General features: G+C 56.5%; 15 protein-coding genes. 11 read left to right on the top strand and 4 right to left on the bottom strand.

The window, feature by feature from the left end:
- Positions 1-53: 53 nt before the first annotated feature.
- From BMZ35_RS16495 to mnhG, 6 genes are read left to right on the top strand one after another with little or no spacing between them, the layout of a single operon-like run.
- Complete coding sequence (locus BMZ35_RS16495; protein ID WP_093095200.1) at positions 54-2,936, top strand: monovalent cation/H+ antiporter subunit A; 2,883 nt, start codon at positions 54-56, stop codon at positions 2,934-2,936.
- A 1-nt stretch (position 2,937) separates the two neighbouring features.
- Positions 2,938-3,294, top strand: a complete 357-nt coding sequence (locus BMZ35_RS16490) for a Na+/H+ antiporter subunit C (protein WP_093095196.1) — start codon at positions 2,938-2,940, stop codon at positions 3,292-3,294.
- On the top strand, positions 3,291-4,832 hold the full coding sequence (locus tag BMZ35_RS16485) for a monovalent cation/H+ antiporter subunit D (RefSeq protein ID WP_093095194.1): 1,542 nt from the start codon (positions 3,291-3,293) through the stop codon (positions 4,830-4,832). Before BMZ35_RS16490 ends, BMZ35_RS16485 begins: the two co-directional genes overlap by 4 nt.
- 1 nt (position 4,833) lies before the next feature.
- A complete protein-coding gene (locus BMZ35_RS16480; protein ID WP_093095192.1) occupies positions 4,834-5,334 on the top strand; it encodes a Na+/H+ antiporter subunit E in 501 nt (166 codons plus the stop codon).
- An 8-nt stretch (positions 5,335-5,342) separates the two neighbouring features.
- Positions 5,343-5,618, top strand: coding sequence for a K+/H+ antiporter subunit F (locus tag BMZ35_RS16475; RefSeq protein WP_423227764.1), 276 nt, complete (start codon positions 5,343-5,345; stop codon positions 5,616-5,618).
- Entirely contained in the window at positions 5,615-5,989 is a 375-nt protein-coding gene (gene mnhG / locus BMZ35_RS16470) for a monovalent cation/H(+) antiporter subunit G (RefSeq protein WP_093095188.1), read from the top strand. Before BMZ35_RS16475 ends, mnhG begins: the two co-directional genes overlap by 4 nt.
- Positions 5,990-6,217: 228 nt before the next feature.
- On the opposite strand, the gene BMZ35_RS16465 is transcribed toward mnhG, so the two are convergent.
- From BMZ35_RS16465 to BMZ35_RS16455, 3 genes are read right to left on the bottom strand one after another with little or no spacing between them, the layout of a single operon-like run.
- The gene (locus tag BMZ35_RS16465) at positions 6,218-7,531 is read right to left on the bottom strand and encodes a TRAP transporter large permease (RefSeq protein WP_093095185.1); all 1,314 of its coding nucleotides are present in this window, start codon (positions 7,529-7,531) and stop codon (positions 6,218-6,220) included.
- 51 nt (positions 7,532-7,582) lie between these two features.
- Entirely contained in the window at positions 7,583-8,200 is a 618-nt protein-coding gene (locus BMZ35_RS16460) for a TRAP transporter small permease subunit (protein WP_093095181.1), read from the bottom strand.
- Positions 8,200-9,222 (bottom strand): TRAP transporter substrate-binding protein, encoded by a 1,023-nt coding sequence (locus BMZ35_RS16455; protein WP_093095178.1) that lies wholly within the window; start codon positions 9,220-9,222, stop codon positions 8,200-8,202. Before BMZ35_RS16455 ends, BMZ35_RS16460 begins: the two co-directional genes overlap by 1 nt.
- 378 nt (positions 9,223-9,600) lie before the next feature.
- Here BMZ35_RS16455 and BMZ35_RS16450 point away from each other — a divergent pair, with 378 nt between their 5' ends.
- Positions 9,601-11,055 carry a biotin carboxylase gene (locus tag BMZ35_RS16450; RefSeq protein ID WP_093095175.1) on the top strand — a complete coding sequence of 485 codons (1,455 nt, stop codon included), beginning with the start codon at positions 9,601-9,603 and terminating at the stop codon, positions 11,053-11,055.
- 64 nt (positions 11,056-11,119) lie between these two features.
- On the opposite strand, the gene BMZ35_RS16445 is transcribed toward BMZ35_RS16450, so the two are convergent.
- On the bottom strand, positions 11,120-11,446 hold the full coding sequence (locus BMZ35_RS16445) for a hypothetical protein (protein WP_093095172.1): 327 nt from the start codon (positions 11,444-11,446) through the stop codon (positions 11,120-11,122).
- Between the two features lie 125 nt (positions 11,447-11,571).
- Between BMZ35_RS16445 and BMZ35_RS16440 the strand changes: the two genes are divergently transcribed.
- From BMZ35_RS16440 to BMZ35_RS16425, 4 genes are all read left to right on the top strand, one after another.
- A complete protein-coding gene (locus BMZ35_RS16440; RefSeq protein WP_093095169.1) occupies positions 11,572-12,765 on the top strand; it encodes a C45 family autoproteolytic acyltransferase/hydrolase in 1,194 nt (397 codons plus the stop codon).
- 4 nt (positions 12,766-12,769) lie between these two features.
- Positions 12,770-13,690, top strand: coding sequence for a carbon-nitrogen hydrolase family protein (locus BMZ35_RS16435; RefSeq protein ID WP_093095167.1), 921 nt, complete (start codon positions 12,770-12,772; stop codon positions 13,688-13,690).
- Between the two features lie 59 nt (positions 13,691-13,749).
- On the top strand, positions 13,750-14,304 hold the full coding sequence (locus BMZ35_RS16430) for a VOC family protein (RefSeq protein WP_093095164.1): 555 nt from the start codon (positions 13,750-13,752) through the stop codon (positions 14,302-14,304).
- 176 nt (positions 14,305-14,480) lie between these two features.
- On the top strand, positions 14,481-14,759 hold a 279-nt coding region (locus BMZ35_RS16425; protein ID WP_131814396.1), incomplete at its 3' end, for a transposase.

The following is a 14,759-nucleotide window of genomic DNA, read 5'->3' as shown; positions in this document are numbered from 1 at the left end:
AATCCGGATTCAGTTGGTTAAGAGTAAAAACGAAACTGGCTTGAGGAGTTCACGTGTCACTCTTTTTCATTGTTGCTCTTCCCTTTTTTGGTGCGCTGCTACCAGGACTCATGAACCCGGCAGGGCGGTCAGCCTGTGGTGGCGTGACTTTCACTGTCTCTCTGGCGGCATTTGTAGGTTTGTTGACGAACCTTCCATCCGTTCTCGCTGGCGAGGTGGTCAAGGTCCAGGTGAACTGGCTGCCATCTCTGGGACTGAACTTTTCTCTCATGCTCGACGGGTTGGGCTTTTTCTTTGCCTTCCTGATCCTTGGCATTGGCCTTCTGATCATTGCTTACGCCCGTCATTACCTCAGCCGCGACGACAACATGGGCGAGTTCTTTACCTATCTGCTGCTGTTCCAGGGCGCGATGGTGGGGATCGTGTTAAGTGACAACATTCTGCTGCTGTTGGTTTTTTGGGAACTGACCTCGCTCTCTTCCTTCTTGCTCATCGGGTATTGGAAACACCTGCCCGAAGGTAGACAAGGCGCGCGCATGGCCTTGACCGTGACCGGGATGGGCGGGCTTTCCATGATCGCAGGCATGTTGCTGCTGGGGCAGATCGTGGGGAGTTACGACCTGAGCGTGATCCTGTCGAGCCGGGAACTTATTCAAGCCGATCCCCGGTATCTTCCTGCATTGATCCTGATACTCTTGGGCTGTTTTACGAAATCCGCCCAGTTCCCATTCCACTTCTGGCTTCCACATGCCATGGCCGCCCCGACCCCGGTTTCGGCTTACCTGCACTCGGCCACGATGGTCAAAGCAGGCATTTTCCTTATGGCCCGCATGTGGCCCGTATTGTCAGGAACCCCGGAATGGTTCGCGATCGTGACAACTGCTGGCCTGATCACCATGGTTCTCGGCGCTGTGATCGCGTTGTTCAAACACGACCTGAAAGCCCTTTTGGCCTTTTCCACGGTCAGCCATCTCGGTCTAATTACCATGCTGCTCGGTACCGGAACTGCGTTTGGTGCACTGGCCGCAATGTTCCACATCCTGAACCACGCAACCTTCAAGGCGGCGCTGTTCATGTCAGCGGGTATCATTGACCATGAAACCCACACACGCGACATTCGCCGCCTTGGTGGCTTGCGCCGGTTGATGCCGATCACCTTCGCGATCGCCACGCTCGCGGCACTTTCCATGGCCGGCATTCCTCTTCTGAATGGCTTCCTGTCCAAGGAAATGATGCTGGAAGAGGCGCACCACACCGTTCTGTTCCAGTCGCATTGGCTGGTTCCGGCACTGGCCACGCTCGGTTCGCTCTTTTCCGCTGCATATTGCTTCAGGCTGATCAGCCACACTTTTCTTGGCCCGGTTCGCGACGACTACCCTTCGAAACCGCATGATCCCGGCCTGGGCCTTTGGATGCCTCCGTCGATCCTCGTCATTCTTGTGGTTGTGATCGGCCTGGCACCATTCCTTGCGGAACCTTTTGTCAAACTCGTTACAGCGTCTGTTCTGGGTGACACAGCCGAAGTGCCCAAGGCCCATTTCAAGATCTGGCACGGGCTGACACCCGCCCTGTACATGTCGATCATTGCAACGGTTGGCGGCTTGCTGGTTCTGGCCGCGTTCAAACCCTTGCTGAAAGCCTGGGACGCCGCACCGCGCCCGGAGGCCAAGGTGATTTTCGAGGCGGTCATCCAAATTGCGGTATCGACGGCCCGGGGATTGATCCTGCCGCTGCATAACGGCGCTTTCACACGGTATGCCGCTATTGGATCCGTAGTAATGATCGCGGTAGGTGCCTATGCATGGCAAACCGGAACAGTCGGCGCACCGACGCGTACAGTGCAGGCGGCGGGGGCCGTCCCCATTGCCGGCTGGGCCATGCTGGTCGCGGCGACTGTCGCTTTGATGTTCCTGCACCGGAACCGTCTTTTCTCGCTCATGTTGATCGGGATCGTTGGTTTGATGGTTTCGATCGGCTTCATCTTCTTCAGCGCACCTGACCTGGCGATGACACAATTCACGGTCGAAGTGGTTACCATTATCCTGCTTCTTCTGGCCCTCAACTTCCTGCCAAAGCAGACCCCTGTCGAAAGCACGGTCCTACGCCGCGTACGGGATGCCGGCGTCGGAATTGCGGGCGGGTTGGCGACGTTCATGCTGTCGTATCACTACTTGTTGCGGGATTCCGTGGCGACGCCGATTTCCGAGTTCCACCTCGCGAACTCCTACAAGGGTGGCGGTGGCACGAACGTGGTCAACGTGATCCTCGTCGATTTCCGCGGATTTGACACCTATGGCGAAATCATCGTTCTGGGGATTGCGGCACTGCTGATCTATGCCCTGACAGAGACACTCTTGAACGGTCCTGTCCGCGCACGGTTGCTGAACCGCGAACCCGACCTGCCACAGGCCGGAGACACGCATCCGATGATGATGGTGGTGCTGACGCGCGTGATGATGCCGCTGGTGCTTCTGGTCGGCTTTTACATCTTCCTGCGGGGACATAACGAACCCGGAGGCGGGTTCATTGCTGGTCTGATTGTGTCGATTGCCGTCGTGATGCAATATATGGCCAGCGGGTTTGCCTGGACATCTGCACGGCTGAAATACCCCTATCACGGGGTAATCGGCGCAGGCGTCCTGATTGCGGGCTTCACAGGCATGGGCGCGTGGTTCTTCAGCAAGCCGTTCCTGACGTCGGATTTCACCTATGTGCGCATCCCGCCCTTCCAGAAATTCGAACTGGCGACAGCAGCACTATTCGATTTGGGCGTATTCCTTGCCGTTGTTGGCGCGGTGATGCTGTCTCTGGAAAGCTTCTCGCGATTGGCGCGCCGTGCGAATATGCCAGATAGCGAATACCCCATGGATATCGACCCATCCCGAACCGATCCTCCCCCCGACAAAGCCGGATCAATGACACAGGAGGGCGTATGACATGGAGATTCTCGTCGCCTCGGCCATCGGTATCATGACCGCCGCCGGTCTCTACCTCGTCCTACGTCTGCGGACTTTCCCGGTCATCCTGGGGATGTCCCTGCTGACCTATGCCGTGAACGTGTTCTTGTTTGCGTCCGGTCGCCTCACGACAGCCGCGCCACCGGTGCTACGCGATGACATGTCGGTTTACACCGACCCTCTGCCGCAGGCATTGGTCCTGACCGCAATCGTGATCTCATTCGGCATGACGGCAGTGGTCGTCATGATCGGCCTTGGTGCATTCCTCGGGTCCAATGACGACCACGTGGACGACCAGCCGGAAGGCGCACAAGACCAGGCGGAGGGCCAATCGTGACTCACTGGATTATTGCCCCCGTCGTTCTGCCGGCGTTGCTGGCACCGTTCATCGTGCTGGCCGCACGTTATCACATCGGGATACAACGCGTTTTCTCGGTTGTCGGCGTACTGGCCCTAATCGCCATTTCTGCGGGCCTGGCCTGGCAGGTGGCGGATGGCGACATATTGCTTTATCAACTCGGCGACTGGGCCGCCCCCTTCGGCATCGTGCTTGTCGGAGATCGCCTTTCGACGCTGATGGTGCTGTTGACGTCCCTGCTGGCGCTTTTCGTCCTGCTTTATGCTATCGGCTCGCGCTGGGATGATCGCGGGCGCCATTTCCATGCTCTGTTCCAGTTTCAGCTGATGGGGATCATGGGTGCCTTTCTGACAGGCGACCTGTTCAACCTGTTTGTCTTTTTCGAAGTCCTGCTGATCGCGTCTTATGGCCTGATGATCCACGCCGGGGGCAACACACGACTTCGTGCAGGCGTTCAATACGTGTTGTTCAACCTGATCGGTTCGACCCTGTTCCTGTTCGCGCTGGGGTCGATCTATGCCGAGACCGGCACCCTGAACATGGCGGATCTGGGTCAACGCGCCGCCCTGATCGGGCCAGACGCGACCGTGGGCATCCGCGTGGCCTCGGTCCTGCTGTTGATGGTGTTCGCGATCAAGGCGGCGGTTGTTCCGCTCCACTTCTGGCTCCCGTCAAGCTATGCAGAGGCTCCGGCCCCCGTCGCGGCGCTGTTTGCGATCATGACCAAGGTCGGCGCCTATGCAATCATCCGCGTCTATACGCTGATCTTCCCCCCCGATCTTGAAGTGACGGCCGGGCTGCAGGACACTTGGCTGCTACCAGTTGCGCTGATTTCCCTGGCTTTGGGCATGATCGGCGTTCTGGCCGCAAAAAAGCTCGACAGGCTTGTTGCCTTTTCCGTGATTGGCTCCATGGGTATGGTGATGGTCGCAATCTCGTTCTTCACGGCAGAGGGAATTGCGGCGGCGCTGTACTACATCGTTCACTCCACATTTGCGGGCGCCGCATTGTTCCTCGTCTCAGATCTGGTTCGCACAGGCCGCTCCAATCTGGACCTCACGGCCCAGCCACCGATGGCGGGAACTTCGCTCACGTCCGGGCTGTTTTTCGTATGCGCCATCGCGATGGCCGGGCTTCCTCCCCTGTCGGGATTCCTCGGCAAGTTGATGGTTCTCGACGCCGCCAGTGGCACCGACATGCTCTCATGGATCTGGGCGATCATTCTCAGCTCGAGCTTGATCAGCATCGTCGGTTTTGCACGCGCTGGGTCGGTGCTGTTCTGGAAATCCCACGGCGTTGAAACGCCCGAAGACGCGGTGGTCACATCTCGCCCAACCACCTTGTCCTATGTATCGGTTGGGGGGCTTGTCACGCTCCTTGTCGCGCATACTGTGTTTGCCGGACAGGTTTACGGCTACGCCACGACCATCTCCCAACAGCTTTTTGCGCCGGAACCCTACGTCTCAACCGTGTTGGAAACTCCCGGCAAACTGAGCACTCCGAAGGAGGATCACTGACATGTCACGTCTGTTCAACAGATTGGTGCCCCACCCTGTCCTCACCCTGCTGCTAGCTGTGGTTTGGACCATGCTCCAAAACGACGTTTCGGCGGGTATGGTGGTATTCGGGATCATCCTTGGCATTGTCATTCCATGGGGGACGTCGATCTGGTGGCCCGACACCCCCAAAGGGGTGCGCGTGGGCAAGTTGATCAGCTACACTCTGCTGGTCATCTGGGACATCGTCGTCGCCAACATCCAGGTGGCATGGATCGTTCTGACCGTGCCGAATTCCAAGCTCAAGCCAGCCTGGATCGTGGTACCTCTGGAACTGCGCCAACCCGAGGCAATTACAGTGTTGGCCGGAACCATCACGCTGACCCCGGGAACGGTGTCGTCCGACCTTTCCGACGAAGGCCACAGCCTGCTGGTACACGTATTGCACACCGATGATCCGGACAGCGTGCGGGACGAAATCAAGACGCGATACGAGCGCCGCCTCAAGGAGATCTTCTCATGAACATGGCTATGCAAGTTGTCGACGCAACCATTGCCATCGCGTTCGTCGCCTTGGCCCTGGGGCAGATTTTTTCAATGGTCCGCCTTGCCCTTGGACCAACACCGGGGGATCGCATTCTGGCCCTCGATACGATGGTTATCAACGCGCTTGGGCTTGTGGTGATGCTTGGGATTTCGCAAGGAGTGCAAATCTATTTCGAAGTGTCCCTTTTGATCGCGATGCTTGGCTTCGTTTCAACCGTGGCTTTGGCGCGGTTCATCCTTCGGGGAGACATTATCGAATGACACTTGAGATCCTCGGATATTACGCCGTTGCAATCTGCCTGTTGATCGGATCCGGTTTTGTTCTGGTCAGCGTGATCGGGCTTTTGAAGTTCAACGACCCCATGACCCGTCTGCACGCGCCGACCAAGGTCGGGACCGTCGGCATTGGCATGCTGCTTTTGGCCTCCATCATACACTCCGCTCTTCTGGGAGAATTTTCTTTCCATGAGTTGCTGATCACCGCATTCCTTTTTGCGACGGCCCCCATCTCGGCAAATTTCATTGCCAAGGTGAATATCCATCGCGAAGCCTGTGAAACACCTCCCAACCCTCCGCAGGACGATACATGGTCAACTCTGAACGTGCCGGAGCCCGAGCAAAGAGAAAGCTAAGGGGTTCCGGGGCCGCATTGCCGCCCTACGCCCCGAAACAAGAGGTCAACGCTCTTGGCGGCCTCACACAGCCTGGTTTGTTTTGAGCAGCTCTCAACCGCCTCGAACTTCGGGAGCAAAACACGGCAGACAAAAAAACAGCTGCCAGTCAAAATGACATAAAGCAGCTGTACAGTTGGGGGATGAAACCGGACCGGTCGGGGCAACATCACCCGACCGGCATTTCTTTTAGAAGATCAGGTTCGGCAACCACAATGCGATCTGCGGAAACGCCACGACAAGCGCCAGTCCGATGATCTGCAGAACAACGAACGGGATCGCTGCCCAATAGATGTCGCCAATCGAGATGCTGTTTGGCGCAACAGAGCGCATGTAGAACAGGTTGTAGCCGAAGGGCGGCGTCAGATAGGCGGATTGCATCGACAGGATAAACAATACCGCGAACCAGGTCGTGTCGAAGCCAAGTTCACGAACGATCGGAACGAACAGCGGCACCGTGATGAAGACGATGGCAAAATCATCCAGAAACATGCCAAGGATAAAGTAGGTTGCCAGCATGGCGATAATCACCATCATCGGCGCCACTTCAAAATCCTCGATCAATTCGCCCACGACCATGCCCGCACCAACACCAACGTAGATCTTGGAGAAAAACACCGCCGCGATTGTGATCCACATCAGCATGCCCATCAATTTCGTGGTTGTGATCATCACGTAGCGCAGCATGTCCCAGTTCAGACGCCCCTGCACCGCCGCGATCAGCAGCGATCCGAATGCACCGATGGCCGAAGCCTCGGACGGTGATGTGACGCCACCAATGATACAACCCAGAACAGTGAAGATCAGCAAACCCGGCGCAATCAGGAAGCGCAGGGACTTGACCTTTTCCATGGCCGTGAACTGTTCTTCTGCCGGGGGACCGAGCTGAGGGTTAATCCGGCATCGCACCAAAATGTAGACGATGTAGATACCTGCCAGCATCAAACCGGGAACCAGCCCAGCGGCAAACAGCTTGCCCACGGAATCGCGACTGAGGAATGCGTAGATGATCATCAGAACGGACGGCGGGATCAGAAAGCCCAACGCCCCCCCTGCCATGATCGTCCCTGTGACCAGCCGTGCGTCATAGCCGCGTTTCAGCATTGCCGGCAGGGCGATGATGCCAAGGCTCACCGTTGCGGCGCCCGAGACCCCTGCCATTGCGGCGATCAGCGCGCAGATGATGACGGTGCCAATGCCAAGCCCACCGGGCAAGCGGCCCATGAGCTTGTGGATCATCTCGAACAGGTCGTCGGTGATGCCGGATCGCTGTAGCACCAAGCCCATGAAAATGAACATTGGCAAAGCCACAAGCAGGAAGTTGTCCATCGCGCTGAATGTAGAGCTTACCAGCAGGTCAAGCCCGCCATCGCCGTAGATGGCATAAGCGCTCCAAACGCCACAGATGGTCAGTGCCCAAGCCAGCGGAGCCCCTAGGGCCATGAGCGCCAGCATGGATAGAAACATAATCGCTGTAATCGTCAGCGGATCTAGTTCGGCCATAAAATATCTCCCTCGGAACAGGTTGATCTGAACCGTGCAAACCGTTCTGGGTCAGTTTTGATTTTTGTCGATTTCGACCGCTTCATCGGGATCACTGTCAGGTACGCTCGGCAGCAAATCCGGGTCCACCTCTGCGTCCAGCTCTGCTTCTCGCGGATCCTCGTAGTCGATCCCCAAAAGCGTAAGCACCGACCGCAGCAATTCGGCGATGTTCTGCAACAACACCAAACCGACTGCGATCGGGATCACCGTCTTAATCGGGTAAAGCGGCGGCTGCCAGATACTCTTGTTGGAATATTCCTGACGCGCCCAACTTTCGGCAGCAAACTCGATCGACATCTTCAGAAAGATTGTCAGAACGATGAGCCCGAGCGTAAAGATCACCGTATCGCAGGCCGCCTTGCCACGTTTTGGCAGCGCACCCCAAATCACTTCACTGCGCACGTGCCCGCGATGCCGCAGGGTGTAGCTGCCTGCAAGAATACAGAAACCGCCATACAACATGGTGCTGGTTTCATGTGCCCAGATCGTTGGAGAATCCAGGAAATAGCGAAACACGATCTCGATCATCAAAACCGCGATCATGGCCAATGTCAGCCAGGAAATGGCCCGTCCAACGAACTCGGACAGGCCATCCTGTGCGACAAGATACCTTGTCACGGAAGACATCAGAGACGTCCTTGCGCCTGCGCGTTTTCCTTCAGGATGCGGATGAACTCAGCATTGCGCTCAGAGCGCCCGGCCTCTTCATCCCAAACACCTTGCGAGGCAGCAGTGATGGCGTTGGAATCTTCGCTCGGCAGTGTGGAGAACTCGAAAACGTCGCCCTTGTCGATCACCGACTGGTTACCTTCGGCAAGCCAGTCATGAATGTCCTGTGCGAACTGCGCAACGGCCGTTTCCATAATTGCCTTGTGTTCATCCGAAAGCTCGTTCCAGCTGGCAGGATTTGCTAGGAAGGTTTCGGTCCAACCGGGCATCAGCATGTTCAGGTAAGTATAATGCGACGCGGTTTCGTTTAGCTTCAGCTGTTCGTATTCGACCGGCCCACCATAGATGGCACCATCAATCACGCCCGTCGACATGCCGATATAGAGTTCCTGCGCAGGGAGGTAGACCGTGGGAATTCCGAAGGTTTCAAGCACCTTGGCCACGTTCGAGGTCGCGCGGATCTTGCGGGTCTTCAGATCCTCGAGCGAGGTCACGGGTTCCGACGTCAAAAGATCGTAGCTGTGTCCGTACCCCTTGCCCAGGTAGACCACGCCGGCTTCTTCGTAAGCCTGAGTCAGAAGGGCATCAACGGGTTCAGAGGCAAACAACGCCTTGGCTTCGTCAACGCTTGTCCAGGCACCAGGCAAACCGGCTTCGATGTTGCCGATGTCCACCTGACCCGACCAATACCCACCAACACCATGGACAATATCGACCGACCCTTTCGAAGCAGCATCCAGCAACTGATCGCTGGCCACCAGCTCGCCTCCGCGGAACACCTGCACACGCAGATCACCACCCGACGCGTCTTTGACCGACGCGCGGAACTTCTTGATGATCGGATCGATCTCGGTGCCATAGAACGTGTGGAACCGCAGGCGAACAGTGTCGGCCGACGCCGAAGTCGCCAGGGTCGCAAAGGCTGTTGCACCTGCAATAGCACCAATAGCGGCACGGCGGGTGATGTTGGCTAGTTTCATTTATGTCTCCTCCTAGTGTGTCGTCCGCGAGAGCGAACCACGATCTTGCGCGGACCACTTGCATCTGCGCGTAAACGTAGACAATCTCGTACACCATGATCTATGATGTAATCAATAGTTTCGCGTTTTATGGAAGAAATACAGAGTATTTTCTCCAGATTCTCGCAACGAGAAGGGATGAAAGGACAAGGAATATCTTTCTTTCGTAGATACTTAGGTAGCTTCATAAGCTTGCGATCAAGGCAAAAAAGCAAGCTCGCGCCCTATCAAATCAGCGCCGAAGATCAATCACCCACCATAGGCAATAATGTCGCACACTCCGATTCGAAATTGCCGCAACGTAACCCTCGACTTAGCATGCCTGTGAGGAGGACACACATGTCGCCAGAAAAAGAACAACTGTCGGGCCTGACCGACATCTATCGCTTTCTCAGAAGCAACCGGAAACCGATCTACGTCATCATGCCAACACCGTTCAACCTGATGGGCCTGGACCAATGGGTTGGCGGGCTGGAATTCGTGAACTACTTCGACATTTTTGACGGCGCGCACCCACGTGTGTTTATCCCGACTCTGACAGAAGCCCAGGATTTCTACTCGATGGAGGAGGTTGGAAACTACCTGGTCAATCACCCGGAATTTCGCGACAGAGTGAAATCCCAGGAACCGGGTTTGGCCCTGTTTGTGCAGTTCGACGAAAAAACCGAAGAGCTCTGCAAGGAAATTGGCCTCGAGATCGCGCTTCCGTCAAACGAACTGCGCAATCGGCTGGACAGCAAGATTGAAACCACCCGTCTGGGGAATGAAGCTGGCGTGGCCAGCGCCCCGAACATCATGGGCGAAGCCAATACCTATGGCGAGCTCAGCAAACTGGCTGAGCGCGCCGGTTTGGGCAGCGATCTGGTTGTGCAGACACCGTATGGAGACAGTGGTCGCACCACCTTCTTCATCAAGAGCGAAGAGGATTGGAAGAAATTCTCATCCAAGATTGTTGGCCAACAGCTGAAGATCATGAAACGGCTCAATCACTTGCCCGGAACGATCGAAGGCTGTGCCACCCGGCACGGTGCGCTAGTTGGCCCGGTGATGACAGACATCACCGGTTTCGAAGAAATCACACCCTACAAAGGAGGCTGGTGTGGCAATGACATATCGCCTACGATTCTTCCGGACGGAGTGCCGGAGAAGGTGCGCGACATGGCACGCAAGTTTGGTGACCGTCTTTATGAAGAAGGCTACAAGGGCGTCTACTGTATCGACTTCTTATTGGATACCGACACAAACGAAGTCTACTTGGGCGAATTGAATCCGCGCATCTCAGGCGCATCGCCGCCCACGAACCTGATTACTTCAACCTATGGCGGCTGTCCGCTTTTCCTGTTCCATCTTCTTGAGTACCTCGATGTCGACTATCAAATTGACATCGAAGAGGTTCAGAGCCGTTGGAACCACTATGATCATTGGGCTCAGCTGATCCTGAAGCAAACCGAGGACAAGGTCGAACTGATCACCAAGGCGCCGCAATCCGGGGTCTGGCGCATGAACGAAGATGACGAAATCGAGTTCGTCCGGCCCAGCCACAACATCAACACCATAGGCCATGAAGATGAGGCGTTCTACTTGCGCGTCTATGGCGTGGGTGAATATTGCTATCACGGTGCCGACCTCGGGTGTCTACTCGCTCGTGGCAGGATGCAGTCGGATGGCAGACAATTGTTGGACCGGGCCCGAAAATGGAACGCTGCGATTAAAGGCGAATTCAAAAGCGTGCCGTTGTCTCCCAACACCAACGTCACGGTTCCGACCGACATCAGTGCCGGGAAATGGTTCTAACCGGACTGCTTTTGCAGGCTCAGCGCTTCTACCCCAAACGCCCCTGCCCGTCACCGGGCAGGGTTCACGATTCTGCTGAGGCAACCGGCTCAATGTCGTTTCGCACCCAAAAAAAGCCGAAACCTTGCTCTCGCAGCCAGGTTTCGAGCCGATCCAGACTACTCCATTCACGGCGCAAACCACGTGCGCTTTCCAGCTGCACCCAAACGTTGTCGACCAGAAAATAGACGGTCCACGTATTGGGCTTGCTGACCTGATCACCAAACCCTCCACCCTGAACCATGCGGGGTGCCCGGACAACCACCGGGTAATGCGTAATTCTATACGCGGCGAGAAGCGGCTGAATATCACTCTGGCGAATGGAAGCGGTGGGAGAAGGGGCAGGTAACATGAGGCGCGATGTTGACAATACTGCTCCGGATGTCAATATACACCATGGATCATGGTGTTGGAGGGCTGCCTGTATTCATCGTTCGCGATCTGAATTCAGGCAGTTAAGGGAAAGACTGTTCAAGAATGCAACTGACCTTTCGTAGCCTGTCTGAAGATGCGCCCGGCGACGCCTGGCGCAAGGTTTTTGCGCACGGGTGGCCCGGCTGGAGCGAATGGTTCCGGCATCGCTCTGACGGCACTCCCTCACTGGAAGATGCGCGCCGCGGGCTACGCCGTCACATGCCTGACTATGAAACCTTATGGGACGAGCTGAATACAGTTTGCGGCGCAGACGACGAGGCCGCGCGTTTCCTGAGCTTTTGGGCTCCGCCCCGATACCTGGTGAATTGCAGCCAGGCGGTTGTCGTTGATGACGACGGCCCGTTCCTGATCCGCAACTACGACCTCGACCCGGATCTTAACGAGGCAACTTTGCTCTCGACCCGGTGGCGCGGCCAACGTGTCGTGGGGATGGTCGAAGCGATGGCCGGCTTGGCCGACGGCATGAACGAAACGGGTCTCGCGGCGTCTCTGACCTTTGGCGGACGCGTGGAAAGACGGCCCGGTTTTGGTATCCCGCTGATAATGCGCTACCTACTGCAGTCTTGCCGTGATGTGCAGGATGCCGTCGAAGTGTTGCGCAGCATCCCCTCCCACATGTCCTACAATGTCACGGTGCTCGATCGCAACGGCAATTGGGCGACGGTGTTCCTTGCCCCGGACCGCCCAACGATCGTGACCGAACAACCCTGGGCCACAAACCACCAACTGGGCGTGGAATGGCCCCGGCATGGGCGCATTTCCCGCACGATGGAACGCGCCGAAGTGCTCGAAGAACTCTTACAACAAACCGGCGTGTCCGCCACGCAGTTGCGAAAGGCCTTCCGGAACGCTCCTATTTTCAGCACGAACTACGCCGAAGGATTCGGTACTGTCTACACGGCGACCTATCGACCTACACAAGGCGAGATAACGCTAAGTTGGAAAGACGGAACCGAGCAGAGCTGGAATCTTCACGACGTCGACGCCCGTCACCAGCCCATTCGCTATGGCGATGGCGGCTCAAGCACGGCGACGACCCTTACCACTCTTCAGGCCTCCACGGAACGCCCAACCTGGTACAGCGATTTCCTGAAATTCGCAGTTCACCCATATCCTGATCCCGACGGTTCGCTCCACGCACGGCTGGCTGCCTTCTGGCGCCGCAACCACTTGGGAGAGGACAGGGACTGGTCGAACCTGACACCGCTTCACTCATCATCCGCAGAACAGGAGTAAACATATGTCGCGCTTTTCAATCGCTGGCATCCAGATGCACATTACCACGCACCGAAATCTTGAAGAGATGCGGCAGCGGATGGAAATCCTGTTCCATCTCTACCCTTGGGTGCAGATGGTCGTATTTTCCGAACTGGCGGCCCATGGTCCGGCCCTGCACGCTGCTCAGCCTGCAGGCGGGTCGTTCGAACGTGAGTTCGCTGAAATGGCGCGGCACTATGATACCTGGCTGATCCCCGGCTCGTACTTCGAAGAAAAGGACGGCTGTATCTATAACACCACCCCGGTGTTCAATCCCGACGGCGAAGTGGTGACCCGCTACCGCAAGATGTTCCCCTTCACCCCTTATGAAAAGGGTGTGACCCCGGGACGTGAATTCTGCGTATTCGATGTTCCCAACATTGGCCGCTTCGGTGTGTCCATCTGCTATGATCTCTGGTTCCCCGAAGTGACCCGCACATTGACGTCCATGGGAGCCGAGGTGATCATCAACCCCGTTCTGGCCTCTTTCGTTGACCGCCCTGCCGATCTGGCGATTGCCCAAGGTTCGGCCGCAATGTTCCAGAGCTACATTTTTCATATCAATGGTCTTCTGGCGGGCGGCAATGGCTACTCTACGGTAATCGATCCGGCCGGACAGATCCTGCACAAGGGCAATGTACAGGAAGAGATGATCCCGATCGAAGTCGATTTCGAACTGGTGCGCCGCCAACGCCGCGAAGGCATCTTACGGATGGGGCAACCGCTGAAAAGCTTCCGGGACAACACGGTGGAATTTCCCGTGTACCAAGCAGGGTTTGATCGGAGCTATTTGAATTCCCTTGGGCCCCTTGAGAAACCCTCCCGTCCCGTAATGGGAACGAAAGCCGCGGCAAGGGAAAAACCGGTCGATCATCCCAACGCAAAAAAGAAGGCAGCCAGCTAACAACCCAGTCTGCCCGAATAACCACATATTCGGGCGATCCGCATCAAAGGACTTTAAATATGACATCCCCGAACCCGAAAGTTGCCCCTGTTCCCAAAGGGTTTCGCAGCATTACCGCAAGCCTTTCCGTGCAAGACGTCTCGGCCGCGATTGCGTATTACACCAACGCATTCGCCGCGGAAGTCATCGACACTCTTAGCGCACCGGACAGCGATGAGATGCTGCATGCGCAGATCAAGATTGCCGGCACCACGCTCCTTGTGACACTGAATAAGGCGGCACTCCCCACCGCTGGGACAGGCCATGTGACGCTGCACCACTATCTCGATGACATAGAAGGAACATATGAATCGGCCATCGACGCGGGCGCCCTGCCTGAAAGCCCGCTCGTCGCAACTTGGTGGGGCGACCTGAATGCTTCTCTGATCGATCCTTTTGGGATCCGCTGGAATCTTGCCAAGCGCGTCGAGCGCTTAAGTAAGGATGAAAAGGACGCTCGCCTGAAAGAGCTTTATCTTGGGGCTGTGCCGGAACAAACAGCGGACGCGACCGCGCTAGGAGACCATGCCGAAACCTTTTCCGCAATTGACGCCAAGGAACCCGCCGAAAATTAAGGCTTTCAACCAGATGCGGGGCCACCAAGGCCCCGCGTTTCTGTTTGGCGCGGCTCACTCTTTCCACTCAGGAACGCGATTGCGCACGACTACCTCCAAGGCGCTGGTTTGAGCTGAGGTGCCCCTAGATTTGTAGACGCTTTGCTTGGTAATTTTGGAAGCAAAGGAAGACGCAAATGCCAGGGCAAATTCGCTACTCAGATGAGTTCAAAATCGACGCGGTGTCACAGGTCACAGAGCGTGGATATTCGGTCAAAGAGGTTGCTGAACGTCTCGGGATCAGCACCAAATCGCTCTACACTTGGATGGCACAATTCTCAAAGCCGCAAAGGCAGACGGACCAAGAAGCGGAGGTCAGGCGTCTTAAGAAGGAACTGGCCCGCGTGACCGAGGAGCGTGACATCTTAAAAAACCGTTCCGGGCCGCGACCCGCCTGTGCGCGGTATAAACAGCCT

Source organism: Shimia aestuarii (assembly GCF_900114635.1).
GTDB lineage: Bacteria > Pseudomonadota > Alphaproteobacteria > Rhodobacterales > Rhodobacteraceae > Shimia > Shimia aestuarii.
Note: the sequence above shows the minus strand (reverse complement) of the source record. Positions and strands in the feature narration are given on the sequence as shown.

Excerpts from the sequence above, each read along its gene's own strand:
- BMZ35_RS16490 (WP_093095196.1), top strand. The coding sequence starts at position 2,938 with ATGGAGATTCTCGTCGCCTCGGCCATCGGTATCATGACCGCCGCCGGT.
- BMZ35_RS16480 (WP_093095192.1), top strand. The coding sequence starts at position 4,834 with ATGTCACGTCTGTTCAACAGATTGGTGCCCCACCCTGTCCTCACCCTG.
- BMZ35_RS16475 (WP_423227764.1), top strand. The coding sequence starts at position 5,343 with ATGCAAGTTGTCGACGCAACCATTGCCATCGCGTTCGTCGCCTTGGCC.
- mnhG (WP_093095188.1), top strand. The coding sequence starts at position 5,615 with ATGACACTTGAGATCCTCGGATATTACGCCGTTGCAATCTGCCTGTTG.
- BMZ35_RS16465 (WP_093095185.1), bottom strand. The coding sequence starts at position 7,531 with ATGGCCGAACTAGATCCGCTGACGATTACAGCGATTATGTTTCTATCC.
- BMZ35_RS16460 (WP_093095181.1), bottom strand. The coding sequence starts at position 8,200 with ATGTCTTCCGTGACAAGGTATCTTGTCGCACAGGATGGCCTGTCCGAG.
- BMZ35_RS16455 (WP_093095178.1), bottom strand. The coding sequence starts at position 9,222 with ATGAAACTAGCCAACATCACCCGCCGTGCCGCTATTGGTGCTATTGCA.
- BMZ35_RS16450 (WP_093095175.1), top strand. The coding sequence starts at position 9,601 with ATGTCGCCAGAAAAAGAACAACTGTCGGGCCTGACCGACATCTATCGC.
- BMZ35_RS16445 (WP_093095172.1), bottom strand. The coding sequence starts at position 11,446 with ATGTTACCTGCCCCTTCTCCCACCGCTTCCATTCGCCAGAGTGATATT.
- BMZ35_RS16440 (WP_093095169.1), top strand. The coding sequence starts at position 11,572 with ATGCAACTGACCTTTCGTAGCCTGTCTGAAGATGCGCCCGGCGACGCC.
- BMZ35_RS16435 (WP_093095167.1), top strand. The coding sequence starts at position 12,770 with ATGTCGCGCTTTTCAATCGCTGGCATCCAGATGCACATTACCACGCAC.
- BMZ35_RS16430 (WP_093095164.1), top strand. The coding sequence starts at position 13,750 with ATGACATCCCCGAACCCGAAAGTTGCCCCTGTTCCCAAAGGGTTTCGC.